Raw genomic sequence first — 26,270 nt, 5'->3', positions numbered from 1 at the left:
GGTCAATGGCTTGCCTCCTCCTGCGGGCCCTTCTCTTCAAGGCCCATGGCAAATCGGATGATGTCGGTCTCGGTGATGCCCTCGCCCGAAAGCTCGCCGGCGATGCGGCCGCGCCGCATGACGAGCACCCGGTCGGAAAGGCCGACGATCTCCTGCATCTCCGAGGAGATGACGACGATCGCCTTGCCCGCGGCGGCGAGCCCCGCGATGATGTCGTAGATCTGCTGCTTGGCGCCGATATCGACGCCGCGTGTCGGCTCGTCGAAGACGACGAGGTCCGGCTCCACCCCGAGCGTCTTGGCGATCAGCACCTTCTGCTGGTTGCCGCCGCTGAGCGCGCCCGCGGTGACGTCGAGCCGGCCGGTGCGGATGTCGTAGCGCCCGACGGCCGCTTCCAGACCGCGCCGCTCGGCCCGCCGGTCGATCCAGGCCGCGCCGGCGATCGCGCCGCTGGTCAGGGCGACGTTTTCCGCCAGCGGCTTGCCGAGCAGCAGGCCCTTGCCCTTGCGGTCCTCCGTCAGGTAGGCCAGCTTCAGCCCCCAGGCCTCGCGCGCCGCCGGCAGCCGGCGTTTTTCCCCGCGCAGCACGAAGGAGGCGCATTTCGCCGGGCGCAGGCCGAACAGCGCCTCGAAGAGCTCGGTGCGGCCGGAACCGACGAGGCCGGAAATGCCGAGCACCTCGCCTTCGCGGATTTCCAGCGTCGCCTCTTCCACCGCGCCGGGCGCCGTGAGGCCGGCCACGCTGAGGAGCGGCTTGCGCGCGGCCGCGCCGCGGCGGGGCGGATAGATCTCGGCCAGCGGCCGGCCGACCATCGCCTCGGCCATCGCGTCCTCGGAAATGTCGCGCGCCCGTTCGACGCGCACGATCTGGCCGTCGCGCAGCACCGCGACCCGGTCGGCGATCGCCTTCACCTCGTCGAGGCGGTGCGAGGTGAAGATCACCGCCCCGCCCGCCGCGCGGAAGGCACGCATGCGCGCGAAGAGGTTGCCGGCCTCGGTCGCCGAGAGCACGGCGGTCGGCTCGTCCATGAGGATGAGCTTCGGCTGGCGGGCGAAGGCCTTGGCAAGCTCGATCATCTGCCAGTCGGAAACGGGAAGGTCGCGAAGCCGCGCGCGCACCGGCGCCGCCGAGCCGAGCTCGGCGAGAAGGTCGCGCGCCCGCGTCTCCATCGCCTTGCGGTCGGTGAAGAGGCCGCGGGTGATCTCGCGGCCGAGGAAGACGTTCTCCGCCACCGTCAGATGCGGGGCGAGGCAGAATTCCTGATGCACCATGACGATGCCCGCCCGCTCGGCGGCATGGAGGCTTGCCGGCGCGGGCGCTCCGTCCAGCAGCATCGTGCCCGAGGAAGGCGGCGCAAGGCCGGCGGCGATGCGCATGAGGGTCGACTTGCCGGCGCCGTTCTCCCCGACAAGGGCGAGGACCTCGCCGGGTTCGACCACGAGGTCGATGCCCTTCAGCACCGGCACGGTGCCGTAGGCTTTGGCGATGTCGCGAAAGGTCAGGAGCGCCATGATCAGGCCCCGATCGTCGCGGGACGGTGCGCGGCGATCTCCGCGCGGTTGACGACGAGCGCCGGGTCGAGCGTGCCCTTGAAGAAATCGAGGATATTGGCCGCCGCGGCGATCGCCATGCGCCGCGCGCAGGCCTCGGTCAGCCCGGCATTGTGCGGGGAGAGCACCACCCGCTCGCAGGCGAGCATCGGGTCGTCGCCGGCCGGCGGCTCGCAATCGAGCACGTCGAGCCCCGCCGCCGAAAGCCGCCCCTCCTCCAGCGCCGCCAGCAGCGCCTTCTCGTCGATCAGCCCGCCGCGCGCCGTGTTGACGAGAATGGCCGAGCGCTTCATCGATGCCAGCTCCGCCGCGCCGATCAGCGGCTCGGCACCGGATTTCGGCACATGCAGCGACACGACGTCGGCGCGGCGCAGCCCGTCCATCAGGTCGCCGACCGGGATGACGCCGGCCGCCGCGATCCCGGCGGCATCCTGGTACTTGTCATAGGCGAGCACCGTCATGCCGAGCGCCGCGCCGATCTGCGCCAGCCGCCGGCCGATGCGCCCGAAGCCGACGATCAGCAGCGTGCGCCCGTCGAGCTCGTCGGCATCGAGGCTGTTGCGATAGTTCCAGTCGCCCTGCCGCATCCTGCGGTCGAAGAGCACGGTGCGCCGCGCGGCCGAGAGCATCAGCATGACGGCGTGCTCGGCCACCGCGCGGGAATTCACGTCGCCGACCACGGCGAGCGGGATGCCGCGGCCGTTCAGCGCCGCGACATCGACGGAATCGTAGCCGACGCCGTGGCGCGAGACGATCTTGAGGTGCCGCGCCCCGGCGATGAAGGCCGCGGGGAGCGGCTGGGTGCGGATGAGCAGCGCATCGGCCGCCGCCAGGAAGGGCTCGTAGCTTGCCGCGGAGACCTCCTCGACATAGTCGATCACCATGCCGGGCGCGGATTCGAGCACGGCAAGGCCGTCCGCGTGGATCTTGCCGGCCACCAGGATCCTCGGCATTCAATATCCTCCCGTGTCGATCGTGTCGGCGGGGGCGACCTGCTGCACGCGCTCGCGGAAGGCCCGGACGCTCGCCTCGGCGGCGCCGGCGAGCAGGCGCACGTCGTTGGAGACGGTCACGAGATCGAAGCCCCAGCCGACCGCCTCGGCGGCATAGTCGGCCGTGCCGTTGTGCAGCGCCGCCCGCTTGCCGGCCCGGTGGGCGGCATGGAGGATCGTCCTGATCGCCTCGATCATCTCGGGCTCGCGGCGGTCGAAGCCGGGCGCGTAGCGCTTGCCCTGCAGGCCGAGCGTCAGGTCGGCCGGGCCGATATAGACGCCGTCGAGGCCGGGCGTGGCGAGGATATCCTCGAGGTTCTCGTAGGCCTGCGCGGTCTCGATCATGGCAAGGCAGATGATCTCGTCGTCGGCCTCGGCGGCATAACCGGGGCCGGCGGAAAACAGGGCCCGGCTCGGGCCGAAGCTGCGCACGCCGGCGGGCGGATAGCGCACATAGGAGACGAGGCGCTCGGCCTCGGCGCGGGTGTTGACCATCGGGCAGATGACGCCGTAGGCGCCGGCATCCAGCGCCTTCATGATATCGGCCGGATCGAGCCAGGGCACGCGCACCAGCGGCGTCACGCCGCTTGCCCGCATGGCCTGCAGCATCGGCACCGCGCCGTCATAACCGACGATGCCGTGCTGCAGGTCGATGGTGAGGGAATCGTAGCCCTGCGCGGCCATGATCTCCGCGCTGAAGGAATTGGCGATGGAGAGCCAGCCGTTGAGCACCGGCCTGCCTTCCGCCCAGCGCTGCCTGACACCGTTCCTGATCATGCATGCCTCCCTCAGACCGTCATCTGCGCGAGCTTGACGTTGGAATAGTCGAGGATGCCCTCGGTGCCGCCTTCGCGGCCCATGCCGCTCGCCTTGATGCCGCCGAAGGGCGCCTCGGCCGCGGCCAGGGCAAAGCTATTGACGCCGACCATGCCGGCCTCCAGCCGCGCCGCCGCCTCGCGGGCGCGGCCGGCATCGCGGGTGAAGACATAGGCGGAAAGGCCCATCTCCGAGGCGTTGGCGCGGTCGAAGACCTCGTCGGCCGCGGCGAAGGGCGTGATGGCGGCGATGGGGCCGAAATTCTCCTCCGCGATCGCCTTCGCATCGTCCGGCAGGCCGGTGATGACGGTGGGCTCGAAGAAGAAGCCGGCATTCATCTCCGCCGGGCGCCGCCCGCCGGCAAGGATCCTGCCGCCGCGGTCGCGCGCATCCGCGACGATCTCCTCGACGGCGGCGATGCGGCGCTGGTTGATCAGCGGCCCCATCTGCGTCGCCTCGTCGAGGCCGTGGCCGAGCTTCAGCGCCCGGGCGCGGGCGGCAAAGCCCTCGGCGAAACGGTCGTGCAGCGCCTCGTGCACATAGAAGCGGTCGGGCGTGACGCAGACCTGGCCGGCATTGGCGTATTTCGTCGGCACGGCGAGATCGAGCGCCTTGTCGAGATCGGCGTCGTCGAAGACGATCATCGGCGCATTGCCGCCCAGCTCCATGCTGACGCGCTTCACCGTCTCGGCGCTGTCGCGGATCATCTGCTGGCCGACGCGGGTGGAGCCGGTGAGCGAGACCTTGCGCACGGCGGCCGCGGCCATGATGGGCCTGTAGGTGGCGGCGGTGGGGCCGATCAGGAGATTGGCGACGCCGGCGGGAATGCCGGCCTCGCGCAGGCAATCGAAGAGGATCATCGCGACGCCCGGCACCTCGACGGAGGGGCGGACGATGACGGCGCAGCCGGCGGCGAGCGCCGGGGCGACCTTGCGGGCGATCAGCGCCGCCGGGAAATTCCAGGCGGTGAAGGCGGCGACGACACCGACCGGCTCGTGGCTCACTTCCAGCCGGCCGCCCGGCGCGCGGCTCTCGACGATGCGGCCGTAGATGCGGCGCGCCTCCTCGGCGTACCAGCGGAACTGGTCGACGGCGAGGCCCCATTCGCGGCCGGACTGGGCGAGCGGCTTGCCGGTCTCCAGCGTGATCCGGCGGGCGGCTTCCGCCGCGCGGGCGGCCATGACGTCGGCGACCTTGTGCAGCAGGTCGGCCCGCGCCCAGGCGGGCGTCGCCTTCCAGCCGCGGAAGGCCCGCTCCGCGACGGAGATCGCGCGCTCCGTATCCTCGACGCCCGCCGCCGGCACGCTGCCGAGAACCGCACCGTTGCCAGGGTCGGTGATCTCGGTCGAAGCGCCCTGCGCCGGCTCCGACCAGGCACCGTCGATGAACAAACCGTATGAGCCGTACATGCTGTCTCCTCCATGCGGGGGGCGCCGCCCGAAGGGGCCGCGTCCGCAAGCATAATTCCAGAACCAGAAAGAAAGCAATTTTTATTGCAAGTCAAGAACAATCCGCAATATTTGGTGCGGACACCCGTTTCATGCGCGGTTCAGTGCGGCCGCTCCGGCAGCACGAGCGGCGTGCGCCGGCGCGTCGCCATCGCCTCGACGATCTGGTCGGCAAGGCAGGTGGCGACGAGACCGTCCCAGGCCGTCGAGGCGTCGGCGGGTGGCGTTGCGCTGCGGATGCCGTCGATCCAGGCCTGGTTCTGCAGGCGATAGGCATCGCGGAAGCGGGGAACCCAGTTTGCCGGAAAGGCGCCTTCCTCCGCGCCGTCACGCCGCGTGCGGGTGAGCGCCGGATGCGCCATGCCGACCGTGCCGCCCGCGCAGACGGCCTCGGCATGGACATGATAGCCGTAGGCGGCATTCATGAAGACCTCGACGGACACGAGGCTGCCGGCCTCCGTCTCGAAGACGAACAGGGCGGGATCGCCGCTGCCCCCGGCCTCCGACGGGCAGGGAATGACGGTCACGGCGCTGTATTCCGTCGAGAGCAGCCAGCGGCAGACATCGATCTCGTGCACCAGCGAATTGGTGATCGCCATGGCGCCGGTGAACCAGGCGGGCGCCGCGGCGTTGCGGTGCTGGCAATGCAGGATGCGCAGGGCGCCGAGCGCCTTGCTGTCGAGCGCCGCCTTCATCTCCCGGTAGGCCGGATCGAAGCGGCGCATGAAGCCGGTCTGCACCAGTTGCCGGCCCGCGCGCCGTTCGGCCGCGACGATCTCCAGGCATTCGGCGGTGCTCGCGGCGAGCGGCTTTTCGCACAGGACCGGCTTGCCCGCCGCAATCGCCGCCAGCACCAGCCGGTGATGCGTGGCGTCGGGCGAGGCGACGAGGACCGCCTCGACCGCGGGATCGGCGATCAGCGCCAGCGCGTCCGTCGTGGCCCGCGCGCCCTGCGCGGCCGCCTCGGCCCGCGACAGGTCGGCGTCAACCACGGCGACGAGATGCGCGCCCGCGACATCGCCGGCAAGGATGCGGGCATGCTCCGCCCCCATCACGCCCGCGCCGATGACGCCCACTCCAACCGTCCTCATCGTTCCCTCCTCCTTCGTTTCAGCCGCCGTCCACGGCACGCCATTGCCCGGCGCGCGCGGATGCGTGGATCGTCTCCACCAGCGTCTGGATGCGCAGGCCGGCGCGGAAATTGAACGGCTCGGGCCTGAGGCCGGCAATCGCCTCCAGGTAGCCGGCGACCTCGATCGCCTTCAGGTCGTTGAAGCCGAGCTGGTGGCCGGGCGCGACGCAGAAGCGGCCATAGGGCACGTGATCCGGCCCCGCCTCGATGCGGCGGAAACCCTGCCGGCCCTTCCGGTCGTCCGTGGAGTAGAAATGCAGCTCGTTGAAGCGCTCCTGCGAGAAGGCAAGCGCGCCCCTGGTGCCATAGACCTCGAAATCGTGCTGCATCTTGCGGCCGGTGGCGATCCAGTTGCCCTCGATGGAGCCGGTGGCGCCGTTCGCAAAGCGCAGGAAGGCGCGGCCGACATCGTCCGTCTCCACGGTGCGCATGCCGCCTTTGCCGTCCGGGCGGCTGGCGATCATCGTCACGCAATCGCCCATCACCTTCACGATCGGGCCGAGCAGGAATTCGGCGGTCGCCAGCGCGTGGCTGCCGAGATCGGCCAGCGCCCCGCCGCCGGCCGGATCGTGGCGGAAGGTGAAGGGCGCGGCGGCATCGGCCATGTAGTCCTCGGCATGCAGGCCGCGATAGCCGCGGATCTCGCCGAGCTCCCCGCCCGCGATCATCTCCCGGGCAAGGCTCAGCATCGGATTGCAGAGATAGTTGAAGCCGACCTGCGTGCGCACGCCCGCCCGTTCCGCCGCCTCGGCCATTTCCCGGGCATCGCCCGCCAGCGGGGCGAGCGGCTTTTCGCAATAGACATGCTTGCCGGCGGCGATGGCGGCGAGCGCCATTTCCTTGTGCAGGGCATTGGGGGCGGTGATGTCGACAATGTCGATTTCGGGATCCGCCACCAGGCTGCGCCAGTCGTCCGTGGCGCGCCGGAAGCCGAGCGCCGCGCGGGCGGCCTCCGCCTGTGCCAGGGTCACGTCGGCAAGAGCGGCCAGCTCCACCTCGTAGGGCAGGTCGAAGACCCGCGCGGCGGCCGCAAAGCCGAAGACATGCGTCTTGCCCATGAAACCCGACCCGATGAGGCCAAGGCGAAGCGTCTTCTTCATTCTCTCTGTTCCCCGGATGATGGCGCACGGAGTTTTCCGCGGGCGCCATTTCTGCAACATTTCTTGCAGAATCATTGCACTGTGAATGTTCGGTCCGCTGCCGGGGCGCGGGCGGCGCCCCGGCGCGTGGTCTTGTCAGATCGTGCCGCCGAGCGAGGCTTCCAGCAGCGCCAGCTCCTGCCCGCCCGCCATCATGTCCTGCAGGGCCGCCGCATCCACCGTGCCGCGCTCGGCCGTGCCCAGCGTCTGGCCGCGGTTGAGCACCGTGAACCGGTCGCCGACGGCGAGCGCGTGGCGCACATTGTGGGTGATGAAGACGACGCCGATGCCCTGCTTGCGCACTCGGTCGATGGTGCTGAGCACGTTCGCCGTCTGGCGCACGCCGAGCGCCGAGGTCGGCTCGTCGAGGATCAGCACCTTGGCGCCGAAATAGACCGCGCGCGCGATGGCGACCGTCTGGCGCTCGCCGCCCGAGAGCGTGCCGACGGCCTGGTCCGGCCCGCGCAGGTTGATGCCCATCTTGCGCATCTCGGCGACGGTGATCTCGTCGGCCTTGCCGGTGTCGAAGGTCTTGAACGGCCAGACGCCGCGCTCCGGCTCGCGGCCCATCCAGAAATTGCGGCTGACGCTCATCAGCGGGATCATCGCGAGGTCCTGGTAGACGGTGGCGATGCCGGCCGTCATGGCGTCGCGCGGGCTCTGGAAGAGCGTCGGCGCGCCCTCCACCAGCACCTCGCCGCCGCTCGGCTTGTAGACGCCGGACATGATCTTGATGAAGGTGGACTTGCCCGCGCCGTTGTCGCCGAGCAGGCAGTGGCATTCGCCCGGCCTTATGTCGAAGGAGACGCCGGCCAGCGCGATGACATGGCCGAAATGCTTGGTGATGTTTCTCATCTCCACGATGGCGGACATCAGCGTTCTCCCGTGATGATGCGGCGGATGTAGGTGTTCATGATCACGGCGGTCAGAAGGATGACGCCGAGGAACACCCGGAAGAGCGAGCTTTCCGCATTGGCGAAGAACAGGCCTTGCTGCACCACGCCGAAGATGACCGCCCCGAGCGCCGCGCCGATGACCGAGCCGTAGCCGCCGGTGAGCAGCGCCCCGCCGATGACGACGCAGATGATCGCCTCGAACTCCTTGAGCAGGCCCCGGTCGGCCGCCGCCGAGCCGAACTCCATCACCTGGCAGGTGGCGAAGACGCAGGCGCAGAAGGCGGAGAACATGAACATCAGGATCTTCACCCGGTTGACCGGCACGCCGACATAACGCGCGGCGAGCGCATCGCCGCCGGCCGCGAAGATCCAGTTGCCGAACTTGGTGCGGGTGAGCAGCCAATGGCCGAAGACGACGAGCACGATCGCCCAGACGACGAGCATGGGAATGCCGTCGATGACCGGCTGGCCGGCGCGGTTGCCGCGGGTGAAGGTGGCGATCCAGCCCATCTCGCCCATCCAGGTGAACAGGCCGCCGAGGATCTTGCCGCCGAAGAGCGGCGCCAGCCAGTCGCTGGCCGCCTTTTCCGCGACGCCGCCGATGATCGTCTGGCGGGTGAAGTAGATCGAGCCCCAGATCGTCAGGCCGCGCAGGATGTAGAGAAAGGCGAGCGTGACGATGAAGGACGGCAGGCCCGTGCGGATAACCAGCCAGCCGTTGACGCCGCCGACAAGGATGCAGAAGACGAAGGTCGCGATGATGGCGAGCCACAGCGGCACGCCGATATGCACCGACAGGATCGCCATCATGACGCCGGCAAAGCCGATCATCGAGCCGGTGGAGAGGTCGAACTCGCCGGCGATCATCAAGAGGCAGGCGCCGACCGCGATGACCATGAACTGGGCCGACACCACCGTCCAGTTCATCACGCCCTCGGCGGCGAACATGCCGCTGTCGCCGGCGACCACCGCAAAGAGCAGGAAGACCAGGATGGTGCCGCAGATGCCGCCGAGCTCGGGGCGGATCAGCGCGCGCCGGAGCGGCGAGACGGGCTTGATGCGCTCGTCCTTCAGCGCGTCTGGAATGACGTCCGTCATGAATGCGTTCTCCTCCCTCGAAAGACCGGGCCTCGAAAGGCCGGGACGCGGGCGGCTGCCCGCCCGCGCCTGCGAAAACCGTCAGATCAACGGTACTGGCCCGCCAGGGACTCGACCAGCGCGATATTGTCCTTCGTCACGAAGCCCGGGCCGGTGAAGATGGAATTGGCCGGGGCGACGCCGTAGCGCACATAGCTCGTCAGCACCTGGATCGGGATCGAGCCCTGCAGGAACGGCTGCTGGTCGATCGCGAAGTTGATCGTGCCGTCCTTGATGGCGGCGGAGATTTCCGCCGAGAGGTCGAAGGTGCCGAAATAGATGTCGCCGTCGAGGCCCATCTCCTTGACCGCGCGGATCGACGGTTCGGCCGAGTTGGGGCCGAGCGTCAGGATGGCGCCGGTATCGGGATTGGCGGTGAGATAGGCCTTCACCTTGTTCTGCACTTCCGACGGGTCGATGCCGGAATCGACCATCTGGTTGCCGAGTTCGACGCCGATGCCCTCGGCAAAGCCGCGGCAACGCTCCACCGAGGCCGGGTTGGTGATGTAGTGGTTGACGCACAGGAAGCTCTTGATGCCGGCCTCCTTCGCGCGCTTGCCGGCGCCGAGGCCCGCTTCATATTCCGGCTGGCCGACATGCATCAGCGCGCCGAGCTTCTCGCTCTCCTCCACCGTGCCGGAGTTGACGGTGACGACCGGAATGCCCTTGGCGACGGCATCCTTGATCGGCCCTTCCAGCACGTTGAAATCGGCGATGGTGACGATGATGCCGTCGACGCCGGCGGCCGAGCTCTGCTGGACGATGCGCGCCATGTCGGCAAGGTCGCCGGTCGGCGGGTTGCGGTACTCGGTCGTCACGCCCATCTGCTCGTTCGTCACCTTGATCGCGTTCTTGATGACGTTGAACCAGCTGTCGCTATCCGGGCCGTGGCTGATCCAGACGAACTTCTCGCCATCCGCATGGGCAGCACCGGCAAGCGCCGTCGTCGCCAGCAGCGCACCGAGGGCCAGGGATTGCAGGATTTTCTTCATGCTTAACGTCCTCCCGAAATTGGCTTCCTGTTCGCTCCCCGCCCGAAGCCTTTGCGGGTAACTCCATGCGTCAGGCCGCGCGCTTGGCGCCCTGCGCGACAAGGGCCGCGTCGAGGCGCGCCTGGTCCCAGCCCTCCTCGACGGCCCGGGCGACGAGATCCTGCTGGCTTTCCGGCGCAAGGCCGCCGAGCGGCGGATCGGTGTCGAGATTGGTCGGGAACGGATAGCCGTCCGCCGTCGCGGCGATCACCGCCCGCCGCCCGGCCGGCGACAGCGCCGCCAGGTGCGGATAGACCGCACGGACCATCGCGGTGCGGTCGAGGCTTTCCATGTGGCGGGCGAAGGCAGACGCCGTCTGGATGAGGTTGACCATGCGCACGACATCCGCCGTGCGGTTCTCGCCGGCCGCGTGGAACAGCGCGGGGGAGAAGAAGATCGCGTCGCCCTTTTCGAGCGGAAGCTGGACGCAGTTCTCCTCGAAATAATCCCGGAACTCCGGCCGCGTGGCGGCGACATAGCCCGGCAGGTAGCGCTGCGAATGGGGCAGGAGCTTCGTCGTGCCGCTTTCCACCGGCATGTCGCAATGCGCGACGCCGCCTTGCAGGATGAGCGTCGGGCCGGTGGCGTGGATATGGCTCGGATATTGCGCCATCTGCTCGGGCTTCATGAAGCCGAGGTGATAGTCGCGGTGCGGGGCCTGCGCCTTGCCGCCGGGGCGGACCTGGTTGACCTGGGTGGCGATCTGGTAGCCCGGGCCGAGCCAGGCGCGGCAGGCGATGTCGATCACCGGATTGGCCATGTAGCGGGCATAGACGGCGGGATCGCGCAGGCAGAGCTTCTGCAGCGAGTTCCAGATGCGGTCGTTGGCACCCGCCTTGGCGAAATGGTCGCCGGCCGCCGTGCCCGCCGCCCGCTCGTCGGCGATGATCGCGCGGAAGACCTCGCTTGCCGCGTCGATGGCGCCCGGATCGGTGAAGGCGCGCTTGACGACGAAGACGCCCGGCCCCTCGCCGATGACCGAGGCCCATTCCGGGCCGATGCCGTCATCCACCGATGCGCCGTCATAGATGGGGATGTTCTTCTCGATGGCGATCGCCGTCGGGCACATCGCCATGGTCGTCTCGGTCTCCACCTGGCGCCGGAATTGCGCAAGGTCGATCACCGTTGCAATATCGTTCATCGAAATCCTCCTGTCCGATGTCTGAAAGCCGGCCTGACGGCAGCCGCCGTCGCTCTCGCCCCTCCCCTCCCCGGGCACGGCGAACCGCAAGCGCAGATCAAAAATTGCAGCCATCAATTGACTGCAATATTAATTGTGAAAATTTGCCGGTGTCAATACGGCTGGGCCGGTTCCGTCGCGAGGGCGGATCCTCGTGCCGGCGACCAGCCGAAGGCGGCGGCTACCAGGACCATTCCGCCGGCCGCCCGACGGTGAGGCCCGCCGCGCGAAGCGCGGCCACGATCGCCCCGCCCGCCGCAAGGACCGCCTCGTCGGCATAACGCCGGCCGACGACCTGCAGGCCGACGGGCAGGCCGTCGCCCGCCAGCCCGGCGGGAACCGACAGCGCCGGGCATTGCGGCAGCAGGTTGAACGGACAGGTCATGTCCAGGCCCCGGAAGCGGCCGTCCGGCAGGTCGGCGACGTAGTCGTTGTCGTCGGCCCCGGCCGGGGGCGCGGTGATGGCGCAGGTCGGGCAAAGCAGGGCGTCGTAGCGCGAGAGGATGGCGGCGAGGTCGCGCCACATCTCCGTTCGGAGCAGCTCCACCTTCTTGTAGGCGGTGGCGTTCATCGTCAGCCCCCGCTCGATCAGCGCGACGACGAGCGGATCCATGCGCCCGCGATAGGCCGCGAGCGCCTCGCCGAAGAAGGCGGCCATGAACACGCACCACAGGTCGTACCACCGGTCGTTGACGGCCCGCGTCCAGCCGATCTCCACGGGATCGACGACGGCGCCGGCGGCGCGAAGCGCATCGGCCGCCGCAAGAATGGCGGCCTGCACCGGTGCGTCGACGCCGTAGTAACCGAGGTCGAGGGACAGCGCGAAGCGCCGGCCCGCAAGGGAGCCCGTCCGTGCCTTTTCCGCCGAGAAGGGGAGAGGCAGCGAGGAGATGTCCTCGTCATCCGGGCCGGCGGCCGCGGCCATGAAGGCGGCGGCATCCTCCACGGTGCGGGCCAGCGGGCCGAAATGGGAGATGTTGTCGAAGACGCTGGGCAGGATCGTCATGGGAATGCGCCCGAGGCTGGGCTTCAGGCCGACAATGCCGGTGAAGGCGGCGGGGATGCGCACCGAACCGCCCATGTCCGTGCCCTCCGCGAAGGGCACGACGCCGGCCGCGACCGCGACCGCCGAGCCGCCCGACGAGCCGCCGCTGGTGCGCGCCGCATTCCAGGGATTGCGCGTGATGCCCCAGCGCGGGCTTGCCGTGAAGCTCGAATGGGCGAATTCCGGCGTCGTCGTCTTGCCGATGAGGATCGCCCCCGCGGCCTCCAGCCGCCGGATGCACAGGGCGCTTTGCGCCGGCGTCCAGTCGTCTCGGGTCCAGGAGCCGAGCGTCGTCAGGTCATCCTTCGTCGGCGTCAGGTCCTTGGCGGCGAAGGGCACGCCCAGGAGCGCGGGCGCGGCGCCTCCGCCCGCGGCGCGGCGGTCGGCCTCCCGCGCCGCCGCGAGCGCGGCCTCCTCGCGCAGCAGCGTGAAGGCATTCAGCGCCTCGCCGACGATGCGCGCGCGCCGGAGCGATTCGGCGACGACCGCCTCGGCCGAGAATTCACCGGCGCGGATGCCGGCGGCGATCGCCGTGGCGGGCAGGTCGAGCGGGTGGGCCGGCGCGACGGCGCGAGAAACTGTCTGCATGGTCACGGACTCCGTGCTAGAGCATTTCCAGCCGACGCGGGATCGCTTCGGCGCCGGATAATGCGGCAAAACAAAAAGCTGGGGCAATTCCGGCACGAGCGCGAAGCGGATTTGCGGAGAAACAGGGGTGGAGCGTTTTCCCGGCTCGGGGAAAAGCGGAAACGCTCCGGGTCTTGCGGAAAGAAGGAGGGGCGGGAACGTGGCGGCAGGATCGGGCGCGGCAGGCGCCTCCATCGACCTTTGGCATGCGGGGCTTGCCGAGGCCGTGTCGCTCATCGGGGAGGACGGCTTTCCCGCCGCGCTGGAACGCGCGCTCCGCCATCTCGTTCCCTTCCAGATGATGAACGGCTTCGCCTATGCGCCGGGCGGCAAGGCCTTCGACCTCGACAATGCGCGGATCGTCGGCGACCGCACCACCATCGTCGACCATTACCTTGCCGGCGCCTATATCCTCGACCCGTTCTACGACGCCGTGCGCACCCTGCCGCCCGAAGGCCTTTTGGTGATGCGGCGGCTGGCGCCCGACCGGTTTGCCGAGACGGAATACTACCGCCGCCACTACCAGGCGACGGGCATCCTCGACGAGGTCGGCTTCATCCTGAAGCTCCGCGATGTCGATGCGGTGTTGTCGCTTTCGCGCATCGGGGCGGTCCCGGCCTTCTCCCGCCGCGATATCGCCCGCCTCGAAAGCGCCGCACCGGTGGTCCGGGCGCTTGCCGAGCGGCACTGGCATGCCCGGTTCACCCCGTCGAGCGGCAGCGAGGCGGCCGCCGCGACGATCAGCCATCCGCTGCTTTCCAAGCGGGAGCTGGAGATCGTGACCCTCATCCTCAAGGGCCACTCCACCTATTCCATCGCCGCGACGCTCGGCGTCTCGCCCAATACCGTGAAGGTCCATCGCCGCCAGGCCTATGCCAAGCTCACCATTTCCAGCCAGGCGGAACTGTTCCATCTGTTTCTCAGCAGGCGCTGATCATTCGGCGAACTCCACCTCCGGCGGCGCAAGCTGGAAGAAGCGCGTCAGATAGGCAAGGTAGACGACGCCCGCCGCCAGCCAGATGACGCCGAGCAGCTTGGCGTGCCCGTCGAGGTTCCAGAGCAGGAAGAGGTCGCAGACCGCGCCCGCGGCCGGAACGGCGAGCCCGAGAAGCGGGCCGAGCGGCCTGACGACCGCATTGCCCCGCAGATAGAGCGCGATGACCGAGACATTGACCGCGGTGAAGGCGAGGAACGCACCGAAATTGATGAAGGACGTCGAGGTCGTCACGTCGAGCGTCAGCGCCAGGAGGCCGACAATGCCGACGACGACGAGGTTGAGGACGGGCGTGCGCCACTTCTCGTGCAGCTTGCCGAAGATGCCGGCCGGCAGCACGCCGTCGCGGCCCATGGCGAAGAGCAGCCGGCCGACGCTCGCCTGCGCGGCAAGCCCGGAGGTGAACTGCGCCACCACGAGCGTGGCGAGGAACACCGTCACGAAGAGGTCGCCGCCGATCATCAGGGCGATTTCGGAGGCGGCGGAATCGACCGAGGCGAATTCGCCGCCGGGATGGGCAAGCTGCGTGACATAGGCCGACCCGGTGAAGAGAAGGCCGCCGATGACGGCGATGATCATGATCGCCTTCGGCATGGTGCGCGTCGGTTCGCGCGTTTCCTCCGTCAGCGTCGAGACGGCGTCGAAGCCGAGGAACGAATAGGCCGCGATGGCCGCACCCGCCACGGAAGCGCCGAACGGCACCCCGGCCTCGAAGAACGGCCGCACCGAGGCGAGCCCGCCGGCCCCGTTGACGGCGACGACGTAGCGGGCGGCGAGCGCGACGAACGCCACCAGCACCGAAAGCTGCACCAGCATGAGCACGACATTGACCCGGTTGGCGAAGGCGATGCCGACGACGTTCACCGCCGTGGTCAGGACAATGAAGCCGACGATCCACAGCCAGGCCGGCACCGCCGGAAAGGCCGCGCCGAGATAGGCCGCGCCGATCAGCCAGATGACCATCGGCAGGAAGAAGTAATCGAGCAGCACAGCCCAGCCGACGAGGAAGCCGACGCCGGAATTCAGCGACCTGCGGGCATAGGTATAGGCGGACCCGGCAACCGGATAGACCCTCGCCATGATGCCGTAGCTTGCCGCCGTCAGGAAAATCGCGAGCGCCGCGATGAAATAGGCCATCGCCGTCGTGCCCTGGCTTGCAGACGCCAGCGCGCCGAACGTGCCGAACACGATCATGGGCGTCATGTAGGCCAGCCCGAACAGCACCACGGACCACAGGCCAAGCGTCCGGTCGAGTTTGATCGTTCGTGTCATGCTCCCCTCCTCCAGATGATGCCGTGAAGGGTCGGGGAAGAGGACGGCGATGCCAATAACCCCAGGGTATTATGCGGCGCGCCCTGCATCGAGCCGTGCATGGGACAGCCGGCGGCCGGTCGGCCCTTCCGTCCGGCTGCTCAACCGGAGGCGTCCGGGCGCGACATCTTCGCCTTGAAGGCCTCGTTGCGGGCCCTTATCGCGCCGAACATTTCCGCAAGCATCTCGAAGGACCGGCGCTCCTCCGTGCAGACCTTGTCCTGGTACAGGGGCAGGCTGGAAAAATCAGTGTCGTTGAACCAGTAGATCTCGGTCTCGCCGTTGGTTCGCTGCGCAAGCCGGCTGCTGTTCTCGTCCCACCCGTAGACATGGGGCGGCACGATCCGGCCCCGTGCCTGCGCCACGGCCTTGAATTTCCGCTCGAACGCCTCGGCGGTGTGCATCTTCCAGACGCCGAGGCTCTCCCAGCGCCGGCAATTGCCCAAGGGGGGCGTGCGGCCGTTCCGGAAGGACCCAGCCTTCGATCAGCGAGCGAAACCTGTCCTGGCCGCCGCCGGAAAAGCCCAGCTTGAAGATGGAGAGCTGCGGGTCGAGCCGGAAGGCCGCGCGCGCGACGCATTCCGAATAGACCACGTAGACGAAGGGCCTGTGGATGCCGTTGAAGGGCGAGGACGCCTTCGCGTAATGGATCAGCCTGCAATCGATACAATTCACGGCGACAACATCGACGTTGGAAAAAGCAATGCATCGCGATCATAGGCGCATGGCACGCGATGGCAACGCCCGGGGGCTTTTACGCCAAGGCGATGCCTCGCCTGATCATGGAACACGGCCGGGCGAAAAACAGGTTTCGAGTTGTCGGGGGCTTATTTTTGTATTATGAGCGATCATAATTCAAAAACCGCAATCGAGATCGCATCTTGGCCACCCGAACCGTCGCTCCGCAAGCTCAAGGACTGGATACCAGCGGCCTCAGCGCGCTGCAGGTCGAGGTGGCCCGCAAGCTCATGCCGATCATCCATGCCGGGCGGTGGTCGGCGGGCGAGAAGATTTCCGATGCCGCGCTGGCGCGCGAATTCGGCATTTCCCGCACGCCGGTGCGCCAGGTCCTGCAGTTCCTCGCGGACAAGGGCATCATCGCCCAGACGGACAGCCGCGGCTTCACCCTGGCCCGCCGGCCCGCGGAAGGGGAAACGATGGACGAGCTGGTGCCGCCCTCGGAAGTGGACACGCTCTACCGGCGCATCATGCATGCGCGCGCCAACGGCCTGATCGGCGGCGAGGCGTCGGAGACAGAGCTCATCGATCATTTCGACACGTCGCGCGGCATCGTGCGGCGCACGCTGATGCGGCTGGCGGCCGAGGGGCTTGCCGAGCGGCGCGACGGGCACGGCTGGCGCTTCGCCGAATGCCTCGACAACCGCCAGGCGGTGAACGAGAGTTACGCCTACCGCACCATCATCGAATGCGGCGCGGTGATGGAGGATACGTTTCGCGCCGACCTCGCGGCGCTGGACATGCTGGAACGCGAGCAGGTGGCGCTTCTCAACGCCCCGCTTGCCGCGATCGACGGGGCGGCCTGGTTCGAGGCCAATGCCCGGTTCCACGAAACGGTCGTCTCCTGGTCGAACAACCGCTTTCTCGTGCAATCCATCCGCCGGCAGAACAGCCTGCGCCGCATGACCGAATATGCGGAATTCGCCGAGCTCAGCGAAGCGGGGGTGCGCAAGGCGGCGCGCGACCATCTGGCGATCCTCGAGGCGATCAGGGCCGACGACCGCAAGCTCGCCTCCGCCATCCTGTTTCGCCATCTCAGCCGGTCGCCCGCCGGCGCGGACGCCAAGCCCGCCCGGCTGGAGGATTGAGCGCCGCGATGGCAGCACGGGCCTTCTGCCGCGATCTGTGCATGGCAAGGGGCGAGCCGGCGGCCGGCCTCGGCCCCTCGGCAGGACGCTACGCCCTGCTGCACTGGCCGCGCGGCCACTGGCGCGTCCCGCGGACATCCTCCCATCTCATGCCGGAAGCGCTCGCGGGCGCCATTCGCGAGGCCAATGCGGCGGGCATCCATGTGGCGCTGGTCGACGGCGACGACATCGCCTTCAGCCATGACGGCCTCGTTTGCCGGACCGCCACGCCCGAGGCGGCGGCGGCGCTGCTGCGCACCGTCGCGGAAGGCGGCGCCTGGCAGGGCGAGCGCGATCCGCGCATCACCGTGGTCTGCTGCACGGACGGCAAGCAGGACCCGTGCTGCGCCCGCTACGGCTTCGCCACCTGGAAGGCGCTTCGGCAGGCCGCCGATCCGGCGACCTTCCGCATCCTGCAATCCACCCATCTCGGCGGCTGCCGCTTCGCCGCCTCGCTGGTCGTGCTGCCCGCGCGGGCCCGCTACAGCCGGCTCGCCCCCGCCGAGGTCGCGGACTTCCTCGCCTGCCTGCGCGACGGCGTGCCGTACCTGCCGGCCTATCGCGGCGATCCGGCGCTCGGCGCGGCGGAGCAGGCCGCCGAACACGCGGTCCTGACCTGGGCGGCAAGGGAGGGGCTTTCCGGCAACGTCCTGCTCGGCGATGCGTCGGGAGAGGCTGGCGGCGACGGACGGGTGGAATACCGCGCCAGCATCGCCGGAAGGCCCGTGCGGGTGTGCCTCGAGAACCGCGGCTTCACGGTCAATACGCGGTGCGAAACGATCGGCGGCGGGACGCCGGCGCAGGTTCTGCGCTGGGTCGCCACCGCCGTGCATGGGGAATAGCGTCAGGCGCCGGCGAGAACCTGCGAGAAGAACGCCTTCACCGGCCCCTGGATGCCGGTCCCGTCATGGCTGACGCCCGGCACCGTGTCGAAGCGAAGATCCACGCCGATGGAGCGAAGGCCCGCCTCGAGGCTGCGCAGGCGGTCCACCCGCGTCTCGCCGCTGTCGTTGATCCCCTCCATCCAGAAGGGCGACTGCGGACCGACGGTCACGTCCCAGGTTTCGATGTCCTGGTCGCCGATGACCAGCTGCACGGCGACGTCCCGCATCGCCGCGACGTCGAGCGGCCGGCCGAAGACCTCCTCCATGCCCTTGACGCCGACCCACCAGTCGCGCTGGTCCGGCAGCGTGACGGTGCCCGGCGCGCCGACCGAGACGGCCCGCAGCCTGCCGGGATGGAGGTAGAAGAAGCGATGGGCGAATTGCGCGCCGCCGGAAAAGCCGTGCATCAGCACCTTCTCCTTCGCCACGCGGTAGCGGCCGGCGAGCTCCTCGATCATGTCGAGCACGATGAGGTCGTAGCGGATGCCGCGATAGGCGATGTGCTTGTAGTTGTGCAGGTCCTCCGCATCGTCGATGCCGGCGGGAAAGAGCGGCGCCAGGAGCAGGCATTGGTGCGCCTCGGCGAAATCGATGAACGCGTCGCGCAGGATATCGGCATCGCGCAGGCTGCCATGCACGAGCACGGCGAGCGGATGCACCCGGTCGCCGGCGGGGTCGTAGCCGTCCGGAATGTAGCAGCACCAGGAGAAGCGCTGGTCCATCCTTGAGGCGAAGATCGGCGTGCGCCCGCGCCGGTAGAAGTTGAGGGGCGCGGTCTGGTCTGGTGTCGGCACGGCTGGTCCTTCCTTTTCATGCATCATTGCGTGCTGGCATAGCGGGCGAGCACGCGGTTCATGCGCGCCAGCACCCGTTTCAGGTCGGCGTAGCCGGCCGTGCGCTCGCGCGTCGCCTCGTCCATGTAGAGCCGGCGGTTGATCTCGAACTGCACGCTGTGGCGGCCATGCGCCGGGTTGGAATAGGCGGTGACGAGCTCGGCGCCGCGGAACGGCCTGTTGAGCGTGACCTCCAGCCCTTCGGCCCGCAGCGTCTCGGCGATCAGCGCGACGAACTCCGCCGACGCCGCGGCGCCGTTCAGGTCGCCGAGGCAGATATCGGCGCGCAGCGTGCCGGCCGGATCGGAGGAAATGGCATGGCCGACCGCCGTCATCGAATGGCAGTTGAGGTGGTAGACGCGCCCGAAGCGGGCATAGACCGCGTTCAGCAGCGCCGCGAGGTGGCGGTGGTAGGGCTGCCAGTAGGTCCGGATGCGGTCCTCCGCCTCCGCGACGCTGATCGGCGCGGCATGCATCGGCTCGTTGCCCCAGGCATAGCGCCACATCAGGCCCATGCCGCGCCGGGCGGTCGGGCTTTCGCGCACCGGATGCGGCCAGGGACCGGCGAGGATCTCGGTGTCCATGTCGAGCAGCGCGCGGTTGACGTCGAGAAAGCTGCGCGGGAAATGCGCCTTGAGCAGCGGCGCGCCGAGATCGGGCGCGGTGTCGAACAGGTCGTCGACATGCGTGTCGGCCGCCACCCGCACCCGCTCCGCCGAAACGGCGGGCCGGAAACCGGCAGGCATGTCGAGCCCGCTGTGCGGGCTGTCGAAGACCATGGGCACCAGCGGCCCGCGGGGAGCGACGACCGACAAAACGCCGTCGATCGTCAGGTCGGAAATGGCGTCGAGCATGGTCATGGTCCGTTCCTTTCGTCGAGGCGCGCCTTCACCTTCTCGTTCGCGCGGGTTATGTCGCCCAGCCGCTCGCCGTCCAGCAGCCGCTCCATGGTGCGGGCGACGCGCGCCTCGCGGGCGATGCAGGCGGCGGCGATCCCGTCCGCCTCGTCGGCCGGCAGCACGACGACGCCGGAGGCATCGCCCAGCACGATGTCGCCCGGCAGCACCGGCACGCCGCCGCAGGCGACCGGCCGGTTGAAGGTTCCGCCGAGATCGAGCTGGCGCGTGGTGACGGCGGAAACGCCGCGGCACCAGACCGGCAGGCCCTCGGCACGGATTTCCGCCACATCGGTGCAGGGGCCGTCGATCACCACGCCGGCAATGCCCGCCAGCCGCGCCGCCCGCGCCACCACGCCGCCGAGGCAGGCATGGCGGGTGTCGCCGAGACGATCGATCACCAGCATGTCGCCGGGCCTGAGGTGGCTCAGCGCGTGGTGAAGCAGGGTGGAGCACAGGGCCGGCAGCGCCAGCGTGACGGCGACGCCCGCCCGCGCCCTCTGGCCGGGATCGACCGGGCGGATGTCACCGTCGAGGAAGCCGGTATAGCGCAGGTGGCCGACGCTGGCGGTCTCGATCCTCTCCAGCGCGCCGAGAAGCGCGGGCGATGCCGGGGCGGGCATCGGTTCGATGCGGAATTCAGGCACGGTTTTCTCCTTCTCCAGCCGCCGCGGACGGCGGGATGACGGCCTTGCGCGGGTCGAAGGCCATGAGGTGGCGCATGAGCCGGGCGGTGTGGCCGACGATATGCTCGCTGATCGCCCGGCCCTTCTGCGCGCTCGCCCTGGAGGCGAGGCCTCCCAGCATGCCGTTCGCATCGACCTCGGTGCAATCGAGCGGCACCTGCAGGGGCAATCCCTCGAAGCGGCTGGCGGAGACGCCGCCGACGGGCAGGCCGAAAACCGTGCCGCGCGGGCCGGGATCGCAGATCCGCTCCGGCCGGACAAGCCCGGGGAAGAGATGCAGATAGGCGGAGGTCATCGGCTCGCCGCCATGGCCGCGCACCCGGGCGGCCTCGCTCCCCCAGAGCGCCGTCCACAGGCTGTCCGGAATGATCTGCCAGATGTTGAGCGAGGGGATGAGCACGCCGCGCTCGCGGCGGATCCTGCGGCAGACCTGGTCGATCAGCGGCGCATTGGCGGTATGGCCGTTGAAGATCAGCAGCCTCTCCTGGGCATGGTCGAGAAAGGAGGTGAGGATATCCTCCAGCACGCGGCGGAAAGTGTCGGCGCGCAGCTGGATGCCGCCCGGAACGGCGCGGAAGAAATCAGCATGGCCGAACGGCAGGGTCGGCGCGCAGAGGCCGCCGCCGGCCCGGGCGCTTCGTTCCGCAAGCTGCTCGGTGAGCTGGAAATCGCCCATCGGCGCATGCGGCCCCTGCTCTTCCTGCGAGGCGAGCGGGATGAGGATGACGGCGGGCCGCTTCATCCGCTCGGCGAAGGCCGTATGGCTCATCCGGGCGATCGCCACGGGCTCGCCTCCGGCACCGTTCTCCTCAGCCATCCTCCCTCTCCCTTTCCCGTTCCATCGCGATCGTCGGTCGGCCGGTCAGCTCCGGCAGGACCCGCTCGGCGGAGTTGACGTTGACGCCCCGCGTCAGGCGCAGGGCGCCATCGCGGACGTGGAGCCGCACCGTGTCGCGGAAGGCCGTCTTAAGGAAGATCCAGTCCATCTCCAGGATGCGCTCGCCCGGCGCCCCGTCGAGCCAGCGGGCGCAGGCCAGCACCGTCAGCCCCTCCGCCGGCTGGTAGGAATGGTGCAGCCGGCCGCCGGGCATGGTCGTGACCGTTTCGAGGAAGCGGCCGAAGCCGGCAAGCACGTCATGGCTGCCCGCGGCATCGCGCAGCGTGAAGCGAACGGCGTTTGCCTCCTCGGTGATGGAGATCGCTTCCACGCCCTGGTCGTTCGGCGCGATGCGCCAGCTGCGGCGCGGCGCCTCCCCCGGCGCGCGCCGGCGCGCCATGCCGGGGCGGGTCTTCAGCCGGAGGCCGGCAAGGCGGGCCTCCAGCGCCTCTGCGCCCGGCCGCCCGGAAACGCCGGCGCCGAGCGCCGGCCGCAGCCCGTCATAGATCAGCGTGTGGACGCGCCGGTCGCTGTCTTCCAGGCCGCCGGTGAAGGCGACGACGGCCTTCTCGGCGGGCAGGACGATGCAATATTGCCCGAACAGGCCATTGGCGGAGAAGCTGCCATGCGGCCCGCGCCACCATTGGTAACCGTAGCCCTCGCGCCGGCTCGCCGGCACCCCGTCGCCCGCCTCGTCCGGCCCGAGATAGTGATCGCCGGTGAAGACGCCGAGGACCACGTCACGGACCTGCATGCCGGTCGCCTGGCGCACCCAATCCTCCGGCAGGAGCTGCCGGCCCTGCCACAGGCCGCCCTGCAGATGCAGGATGCCGAGCTTCAGCATGTCCTGCGTGGTGCAGCTGAGGCCGTTGCCGCCGGTGTTGACGCCGTCCGTGCCGATATCCCAGGTGATCACCTCCGACATGCCCATGGGGCGGAAGATGCGCTCGCCGAGATAATCGTGGATCGTCCGGCCCGCGACCTGCTGCACGATGGCCGAGAGCATGTAGCTCGCCGCGCTGTCGTAGACGAACACCTCCCCCGGCGCGTGGGGCGTCGGCTGGCGGAGGAAATCCTCGATCCAGCTGGAGGCGAGCCGGCGCCAGGCGCCGCCGGAAATGCCGCGCGCATGGCCGCTGGTCATGGTGAGGAGGTGGCGCACCCGCATGGCGCGGAGGTTGTCGCCGACCGGCCCGGCATAGGCCGGGAAGAAGCCCAGCACCGCATCGTCCACCGAAAGCAGGCCGTCGGCGACCGCCAGCCCGACGGCCATGGAGGTGAAGCTCTTGGTCACCGAATGCATCATGTGCGGGCGGTCGGCGGCATAGGGCGCCCAGTAGGCATCGGCGATCAGCGCGCCGTCCTGCCAGACGAGCAGGCTGTGCAGCTCGATGTCCTGCCGCTCGACATCGTCGAGAAGGGCGTCGAGGACCGCGGGATCGGTACCGCGCGACTGCGGCGTGGCGCGGGGCAGGTCCTGGTTCATGTGGGTGTTCTTCATTGCAATGCTGCCGCCGGTGCGCCGGCCTCCGCCGCGAAACGCCAGTTCAGGGAGACGCCGGTCTCGGTGCGGATCAGGGTGGGGATGGCCGAAAGCAGGGCGCGGGTATAGGCGGACCGCGGCGCGTCGAAGACGGCATCGCGGCTGCCCTCCTCGACGATCGCGCCGTCCCGCATCACCACCACCCGGTCGGCAAGCTGCTCCACCACGCCGAGATCGTGGCTGATGAACAGGCAGGAGAAACCGTAGCGGCGCTGGAGATCGGCGATGAGTTCGAGCACCTTCGCCCGGACGGTGACGTCGAGCGCCGAGACCGCCTCGTCGGCGATGACGAAGCGCGGCCGGCCGATGACGGCGCGGGCGATCGCCACGCGCTGCCGCTGGCCGCCGGACAGTTCATGCGGATACCGGTCGAGATACCGGCCGTCGAGCCCCACCTCCTCCAGGATGGCGCGCACGCGCTCCGCCTTGCCGGCCGCCGTCGTTTCGCGCTCGTGGCGCAGCGCCTCCCCCACCAGGTCGGCGATCTTCATGCGCGGATCGAGCGAGCCGAACGGGTCCTGGAAGATCATCTGGCAATTCAGCCGGTAGGTCCGCCAGGCGGCCGAGCCCGGCCTTATTTCCTCGCCGCCAAAGAGGATGCGGCCGGCGGAGGCCGGCACGAGCCCGGCGATGCAGCGGCCGAGCGTCGTCTTGCCGGAGCCGGACGCGCCGACCAGCGCGACGATCTCCCCCGGGCGAACGGCGAGATCGACCCCGTGCAGCGCCTTCTTCACGGCCTTGCGGGCGAGAAGGCCCGCATTCACGCGATACTCGACCGCAAGCCCCCGGACCTCCACGACCGGCTCAAGCGTCGGCGCGATGGCGCGCGCGGGTCCGCGCACGGGCATGGAGTGCAGCAGTTCGCGGGTATAGGCGTGCTTCGGGCGGGAGATGATCTCCTCCACCGGTCCCTGCTCGACGATCTCGCCCTGGCGCATGACGATGATGCGGTCGCAATAGCGCGCCACCATCGGCAGGTCGTGGCTGATCATCAGCAGGGCCGTGCTCTCGCCGCGCACCATTTCCAGCATCAGTTCCAGCACTTCCCGCTGCACCAGCGCGTCGAGCGCGGTGGTCGGCTCGTCGGCGATCAGCAGCGACGGCCTGAGCAGCATGGCCGACGCCAGCATGATGCGCTGGCGCATGCCGCCGGAGAACTGGTGGGGAAAGGCCGTGAGCGCCCCTTCGGGATCGTGGATGCCGACCCGGCGGAGAATGTCGAGGATGCGGCCGCGCCGCGCCGCCGCGTTCAAGCGCGTGTGCAGCCGCAGCGGCTCCTCCAGCTGCCTGCCGATGGTCATGGAGGGGTTGAGCGAGGTCATCGGCTCCTGGAACACCATGCCGAGGCGGGCGCCCCGCAGGGCGCGCAGTTCCCTTGCCGAAAGCGACCGGAGCGACCGGCCCTCGAAGCGGATGTCGCCGCCGGAAACGGCGATGGCGGGCGGCTGCAGGCCCATGAGGCTGCGGGCCACCATGGTCTTTCCGGAGCCGGATTCCCCGACGATGCCGACGATTTCCCCCGCGCCGATGCGGAAGGAGACGTCGCGGACGATCGACTGGCCGGCAAGGCTCACCCGCAGGCTGAGGCCGTCCACCTCGACGAGAGGCTGGTTCATGGCGTTACAATCCTCTCATGCGGGGGTCGAAGCGGTCGCGGATGGCATCGCCGGCAAGATTGATGCCGAGGAGCGAGAGCGAAATGCACAGGCCGGGAAAGATGCCGAGCCACATGGCCTCGGCGATGTGCGGGCGGGCGCTGGCCAGCATGTTGCCCCAGGTGGGCGCCGGCGGCGGCACGCCGAGGCCGAGGAAGCTGAGGGCGCTTTCGGTGAGCAGCACGGAGCCGAACATCGAGGTGGCGAGCACGATGACCGGCGCCAGGCTGTTGGGCAGGATATGGCGGACCATCGTATAGGCCGCCGAATTGCCCATGATGCGCGAGGCCTCGATGAACTCCCGCTCGCGCAGCGACAGGACCGAACCGCGCACCACCCGCACCATGGACGGCGTATAGGCCATGCCGAGCGCCAGGATGATGCCGTACATGTTGGCGCCGGTGATCGACAGCAGTGCCAGCGCCAGGAGCATGCTCGGGAAGGCGAGCAGCGCGTCGTTGAGCGCCATGATGACGCGGTCGGTCCAGCCGCGGGCATATCCCGCCACCACGCCGAGCGTGACGCCGGCCAGCACCGCGAAGAGCACGGTGACGAGGCTGATCGAAACGCTGGTGCCGGCCGCGGCCATGAGGCGCGAGAGCACGTCGCGGCCGAACTCGTCCGTGCCGAGCCAGTGCGCCGCGCCCGGCGCCTGCAACTTGCCGCGCAGCTCGATCCGCATCGGATCGAACGGCGTCCAGAACAGACCGACGAGGGCGGCACCGAGGAAACCGCCGAGAAGCACGCCCCCGAGGATACGATTTTGCCGATGGCGTTTCATTCCGCGGTCACCCGTGGGTCGAAGAGGGGATAGAGGAGGTCGACCAGAAGGTTGACCAGGAGATAGGTGAACGCGACGAACAGCAGGCAGCCCTGGACCACCGCATAGTCGCGGGCATAGATCGCATCGACGATCAGCCGCCCGAGCCCGGGTATGGTGAAGACGGTCTCGACGACGGCGACGCCGCCGAGCAGGTTGCCGAGGATGAGGCCGATCAGCGTCCAGGTCGGGCCGAAGGCGTTGCGCGCGGCATGGCGCAGCAGCACGGCGCTTTCGCTGAGGCCCTTCGCCCGCGCATGGGTGATGTAGTCGAGCCGCAGCACATCCAGCGTCGAGGCCCGCGCCATGCGCACGATGATGCCGGCTTCGTGCAGGACCAGCGTCAGCACCGGCATGATCAGGTAGACCAGCCCGGCAGCGGCATTGTCGGCGATCGAGACATAGCCGAGCACCGGCAGCCAGCCGAGCTTGAGGCCGAGGGCGAGCAGGATCATCAGCCCCAGCCAGAAGGTGGGGACGGACAGGAGCAGCGTCGACAGGGCGACGATCGCAAGGTCGAGGCCGCTGTTCTGCCGCCATGCGGCGATCATGCCGAGCGGCACGGCGATGAGAACGGCAAGGCCGACCGCGATCAGCACCATCTGGGCGCTGGTGGCGAAGCGCTGCAGCACGAGGTCCAGCACCGGCTGGCCGTTCAGCACCGAGCGGCCGAGGTCGCCCTGCACGACATTGCCGAGCCAGAGCGCGAACTGGACCGGGATGGGCCTGTCGAGACCCATGGCGCTGCGGGCCTCGGCCAGCATGTCCGCATCGGCGAGGTCGCCGAGCATGAGGCTGGCCGGATCGCCCGGGATGAGCCGGACGAGGCCGAACACCGCGACGGAGACGATGAACAGGGTGGGGATTGCCGACAGCAATCGGGAAAACGCGAATTTCAACATGGTTCGATCCG

At 69.2% G+C, this 26,270-nt stretch carries 24 protein-coding genes; 3 read left to right on the top strand and 21 right to left on the bottom strand.

The features are described 5' to 3' along the window. Positions 1–2 precede the first annotated feature (2 nt). The 11 genes from AABQ55_RS31385 to AABQ55_RS31335 form a co-directional block, all read right to left on the bottom strand. Positions 3–1,511, bottom strand: a complete 1,509-nt coding sequence (locus tag AABQ55_RS31385; protein WP_272808826.1) for a sugar ABC transporter ATP-binding protein — start codon at positions 1,509–1,511, stop codon at positions 3–5. 2 nt (positions 1,512–1,513) lie between these two features. Then, positions 1,514–2,503 carry an NAD(P)-dependent oxidoreductase gene (locus AABQ55_RS31380; protein ID WP_272808825.1) on the bottom strand — a complete coding sequence of 330 codons (990 nt, stop codon included), beginning with the start codon at positions 2,501–2,503 and terminating at the stop codon, positions 1,514–1,516. Beyond that, positions 2,504–3,319, bottom strand: a complete 816-nt coding sequence (locus AABQ55_RS31375; RefSeq protein ID WP_272808824.1) for an HpcH/HpaI aldolase family protein — start codon at positions 3,317–3,319, stop codon at positions 2,504–2,506. It lies immediately after the preceding gene. Positions 3,320–3,330: 11 nt separating this feature from the next. Then, positions 3,331–4,767 (bottom strand): NAD-dependent succinate-semialdehyde dehydrogenase, encoded by a 1,437-nt coding sequence (locus AABQ55_RS31370; protein WP_272808823.1) that lies wholly within the window; start codon positions 4,765–4,767, stop codon positions 3,331–3,333. Between the two features lie 140 nt (positions 4,768–4,907). Next, on the bottom strand, positions 4,908–5,897 hold the full coding sequence (locus AABQ55_RS31365; protein WP_272808822.1) for a Gfo/Idh/MocA family protein: 990 nt from the start codon (positions 5,895–5,897) through the stop codon (positions 4,908–4,910). A 19-nt stretch (positions 5,898–5,916) separates the two neighbouring features. Continuing rightward, a complete protein-coding gene (locus AABQ55_RS31360; protein ID WP_272808821.1) occupies positions 5,917–7,038 on the bottom strand; it encodes a Gfo/Idh/MocA family protein in 1,122 nt (373 codons plus the stop codon). Positions 7,039–7,173: 135 nt separating this feature from the next. Next, the gene (locus tag AABQ55_RS31355; protein ID WP_244769042.1) at positions 7,174–7,950 is read right to left on the bottom strand and encodes an ATP-binding cassette domain-containing protein; all 777 of its coding nucleotides are present in this window, start codon (positions 7,948–7,950) and stop codon (positions 7,174–7,176) included. After that, complete coding sequence (locus AABQ55_RS31350) at positions 7,950–9,071, bottom strand: ABC transporter permease (RefSeq protein ID WP_272808820.1); 1,122 nt, start codon at positions 9,069–9,071, stop codon at positions 7,950–7,952. Before AABQ55_RS31350 ends, AABQ55_RS31355 begins: the two co-directional genes overlap by 1 nt. Before the next feature lie 86 nt (positions 9,072–9,157). Next, entirely contained in the window at positions 9,158–10,102 is a 945-nt protein-coding gene (locus AABQ55_RS31345) for a sugar ABC transporter substrate-binding protein (protein ID WP_244769040.1), read from the bottom strand. Positions 10,103–10,172: 70 nt separating this feature from the next. Beyond that, positions 10,173–11,282 (bottom strand): phytanoyl-CoA dioxygenase family protein, encoded by a 1,110-nt coding sequence (locus tag AABQ55_RS31340; RefSeq protein ID WP_272808819.1) that lies wholly within the window; start codon positions 11,280–11,282, stop codon positions 10,173–10,175. Positions 11,283–11,502: 220 nt separating this feature from the next. Continuing rightward, positions 11,503–12,954 (bottom strand): amidase, encoded by a 1,452-nt coding sequence (locus tag AABQ55_RS31335; protein ID WP_272808818.1) that lies wholly within the window; start codon positions 12,952–12,954, stop codon positions 11,503–11,505. Positions 12,955–13,153: 199 nt separating this feature from the next. Here AABQ55_RS31335 and AABQ55_RS31330 point away from each other — a divergent pair, with 199 nt between their 5' ends. Next, positions 13,154–13,927: a helix-turn-helix transcriptional regulator gene (locus tag AABQ55_RS31330; RefSeq protein WP_272808817.1), complete on the top strand. Its 774-nt coding sequence runs from the start codon at positions 13,154–13,156 to the stop codon at positions 13,925–13,927. Here AABQ55_RS31330 and AABQ55_RS31325 read toward each other — a convergent pair whose 3' ends face one another. Beyond that, a complete protein-coding gene (locus AABQ55_RS31325) occupies positions 13,928–15,259 on the bottom strand; it encodes an APC family permease (RefSeq protein ID WP_272808816.1) in 1,332 nt (443 codons plus the stop codon). A 140-nt stretch (positions 15,260–15,399) separates the two neighbouring features. Beyond that, on the bottom strand, positions 15,400–15,702 hold the full coding sequence (locus AABQ55_RS31320; protein WP_272808815.1) for a hypothetical protein: 303 nt from the start codon (positions 15,700–15,702) through the stop codon (positions 15,400–15,402). A 477-nt stretch (positions 15,703–16,179) separates the two neighbouring features. Between AABQ55_RS31320 and AABQ55_RS31315 the strand changes: the two genes are divergently transcribed. Together AABQ55_RS31315 and AABQ55_RS31310 are read left to right on the top strand one after the other, a co-directional pair. Further along, positions 16,180–17,124 (top strand): GntR family transcriptional regulator, encoded by a 945-nt coding sequence (locus AABQ55_RS31315; RefSeq protein WP_272808814.1) that lies wholly within the window; start codon positions 16,180–16,182, stop codon positions 17,122–17,124. 8 nt (positions 17,125–17,132) lie between these two features. Next, positions 17,133–18,005, top strand: coding sequence for a sucrase ferredoxin (locus AABQ55_RS31310; protein ID WP_272808813.1), 873 nt, complete (start codon positions 17,133–17,135; stop codon positions 18,003–18,005). Between the two features lie 2 nt (positions 18,006–18,007). Here AABQ55_RS31310 and AABQ55_RS31305 read toward each other — a convergent pair whose 3' ends face one another. The 8 genes from AABQ55_RS31305 to AABQ55_RS31270 form a co-directional block, all read right to left on the bottom strand. Continuing rightward, entirely contained in the window at positions 18,008–18,769 is a 762-nt protein-coding gene (locus tag AABQ55_RS31305; RefSeq protein WP_445190522.1) for an alpha/beta hydrolase, read from the bottom strand. A gap of 95 nt (positions 18,770–18,864) precedes the next feature. Beyond that, positions 18,865–19,740, bottom strand: a complete 876-nt coding sequence (locus tag AABQ55_RS31300; protein WP_272808811.1) for an N-formylglutamate amidohydrolase — start codon at positions 19,738–19,740, stop codon at positions 18,865–18,867. After that, entirely contained in the window at positions 19,737–20,423 is a 687-nt protein-coding gene (locus AABQ55_RS31295; protein ID WP_244769030.1) for an RraA family protein, read from the bottom strand. The genes AABQ55_RS31300 and AABQ55_RS31295 overlap by 4 nt, the downstream gene beginning before the upstream one ends. Next, a complete protein-coding gene (locus tag AABQ55_RS31290; RefSeq protein ID WP_272808810.1) occupies positions 20,416–21,279 on the bottom strand; it encodes a creatininase family protein in 864 nt (287 codons plus the stop codon). The genes AABQ55_RS31295 and AABQ55_RS31290 overlap by 8 nt, the downstream gene beginning before the upstream one ends. Next, positions 21,272–22,840, bottom strand: coding sequence for a serine hydrolase domain-containing protein (locus AABQ55_RS31285; protein ID WP_272808809.1), 1,569 nt, complete (start codon positions 22,838–22,840; stop codon positions 21,272–21,274). The genes AABQ55_RS31290 and AABQ55_RS31285 overlap by 8 nt, the downstream gene beginning before the upstream one ends. Continuing rightward, entirely contained in the window at positions 22,837–24,498 is a 1,662-nt protein-coding gene (locus tag AABQ55_RS31280) for an ABC transporter ATP-binding protein (RefSeq protein ID WP_272808808.1), read from the bottom strand. Before AABQ55_RS31280 ends, AABQ55_RS31285 begins: the two co-directional genes overlap by 4 nt. A 4-nt stretch (positions 24,499–24,502) precedes the next feature. Next, positions 24,503–25,318: an ABC transporter permease gene (locus AABQ55_RS31275; RefSeq protein ID WP_272808807.1), complete on the bottom strand. Its 816-nt coding sequence runs from the start codon at positions 25,316–25,318 to the stop codon at positions 24,503–24,505. After that, a complete protein-coding gene (locus AABQ55_RS31270; protein WP_244769025.1) occupies positions 25,315–26,259 on the bottom strand; it encodes an ABC transporter permease in 945 nt (314 codons plus the stop codon). The genes AABQ55_RS31275 and AABQ55_RS31270 overlap by 4 nt, the downstream gene beginning before the upstream one ends. Positions 26,260–26,270 lie beyond the last annotated feature (11 nt).

Origin of the sequence: Shinella sp. WSD5-1 (assembly GCF_963942435.1) — a bacterium.
GTDB classification, from domain to species: domain Bacteria; phylum Pseudomonadota; class Alphaproteobacteria; order Rhizobiales; family Rhizobiaceae; genus Shinella; species Shinella yambaruensis.
The sequence above is the reverse complement of the archived record's forward strand: the minus strand, read 5'-3'. Positions and strand labels throughout refer to the sequence as shown.

Excerpts from the sequence above, each read along its gene's own strand:
- AABQ55_RS31285 (WP_272808809.1), bottom strand. The coding sequence starts at position 22,840 with ATGAAGAACACCCACATGAACCAGGACCTGCCCCGCGCCACGCCGCAG.
- AABQ55_RS31340 (WP_272808819.1), bottom strand. The coding sequence starts at position 11,282 with ATGAACGATATTGCAACGGTGATCGACCTTGCGCAATTCCGGCGCCAG.
- AABQ55_RS31355 (WP_244769042.1), bottom strand. The coding sequence starts at position 7,950 with ATGTCCGCCATCGTGGAGATGAGAAACATCACCAAGCATTTCGGCCAT.
- AABQ55_RS31360 (WP_272808821.1), bottom strand. The coding sequence starts at position 7,038 with ATGAAGAAGACGCTTCGCCTTGGCCTCATCGGGTCGGGTTTCATGGGC.
- AABQ55_RS31290 (WP_272808810.1), bottom strand. The coding sequence starts at position 21,279 with ATGGCTGAGGAGAACGGTGCCGGAGGCGAGCCCGTGGCGATCGCCCGG.
- AABQ55_RS31280 (WP_272808808.1), bottom strand. The coding sequence starts at position 24,498 with ATGAACCAGCCTCTCGTCGAGGTGGACGGCCTCAGCCTGCGGGTGAGC.
- AABQ55_RS31385 (WP_272808826.1), bottom strand. The coding sequence starts at position 1,511 with ATGGCGCTCCTGACCTTTCGCGACATCGCCAAAGCCTACGGCACCGTG.
- AABQ55_RS31275 (WP_272808807.1), bottom strand. The coding sequence starts at position 25,318 with ATGAAACGCCATCGGCAAAATCGTATCCTCGGGGGCGTGCTTCTCGGC.
- AABQ55_RS31375 (WP_272808824.1), bottom strand. The coding sequence starts at position 3,319 with ATGATCAGGAACGGTGTCAGGCAGCGCTGGGCGGAAGGCAGGCCGGTG.
- AABQ55_RS31380 (WP_272808825.1), bottom strand. The coding sequence starts at position 2,503 with ATGCCGAGGATCCTGGTGGCCGGCAAGATCCACGCGGACGGCCTTGCC.
- AABQ55_RS31305 (WP_445190522.1), bottom strand. The coding sequence starts at position 18,769 with ATGGACCAGCGCTTCTCCTGGTGCTGCTACATTCCGGACGGCTACGAC.
- AABQ55_RS31335 (WP_272808818.1), bottom strand. The coding sequence starts at position 12,954 with ATGCAGACAGTTTCTCGCGCCGTCGCGCCGGCCCACCCGCTCGACCTG.
- AABQ55_RS31300 (WP_272808811.1), bottom strand. The coding sequence starts at position 19,740 with ATGACCATGCTCGACGCCATTTCCGACCTGACGATCGACGGCGTTTTG.
- AABQ55_RS31365 (WP_272808822.1), bottom strand. The coding sequence starts at position 5,897 with ATGAGGACGGTTGGAGTGGGCGTCATCGGCGCGGGCGTGATGGGGGCG.
- AABQ55_RS31370 (WP_272808823.1), bottom strand. The coding sequence starts at position 4,767 with ATGTACGGCTCATACGGTTTGTTCATCGACGGTGCCTGGTCGGAGCCG.
- AABQ55_RS31320 (WP_272808815.1), bottom strand. The coding sequence starts at position 15,702 with ATGCACACCGCCGAGGCGTTCGAGCGGAAATTCAAGGCCGTGGCGCAG.
- AABQ55_RS31310 (WP_272808813.1), top strand. The coding sequence starts at position 17,133 with ATGGCAGCACGGGCCTTCTGCCGCGATCTGTGCATGGCAAGGGGCGAG.
- AABQ55_RS31345 (WP_244769040.1), bottom strand. The coding sequence starts at position 10,102 with ATGAAGAAAATCCTGCAATCCCTGGCCCTCGGTGCGCTGCTGGCGACG.
- AABQ55_RS31270 (WP_244769025.1), bottom strand. The coding sequence starts at position 26,259 with ATGTTGAAATTCGCGTTTTCCCGATTGCTGTCGGCAATCCCCACCCTG.
- AABQ55_RS31350 (WP_272808820.1), bottom strand. The coding sequence starts at position 9,071 with ATGACGGACGTCATTCCAGACGCGCTGAAGGACGAGCGCATCAAGCCC.
- AABQ55_RS31325 (WP_272808816.1), bottom strand. The coding sequence starts at position 15,259 with ATGACACGAACGATCAAACTCGACCGGACGCTTGGCCTGTGGTCCGTG.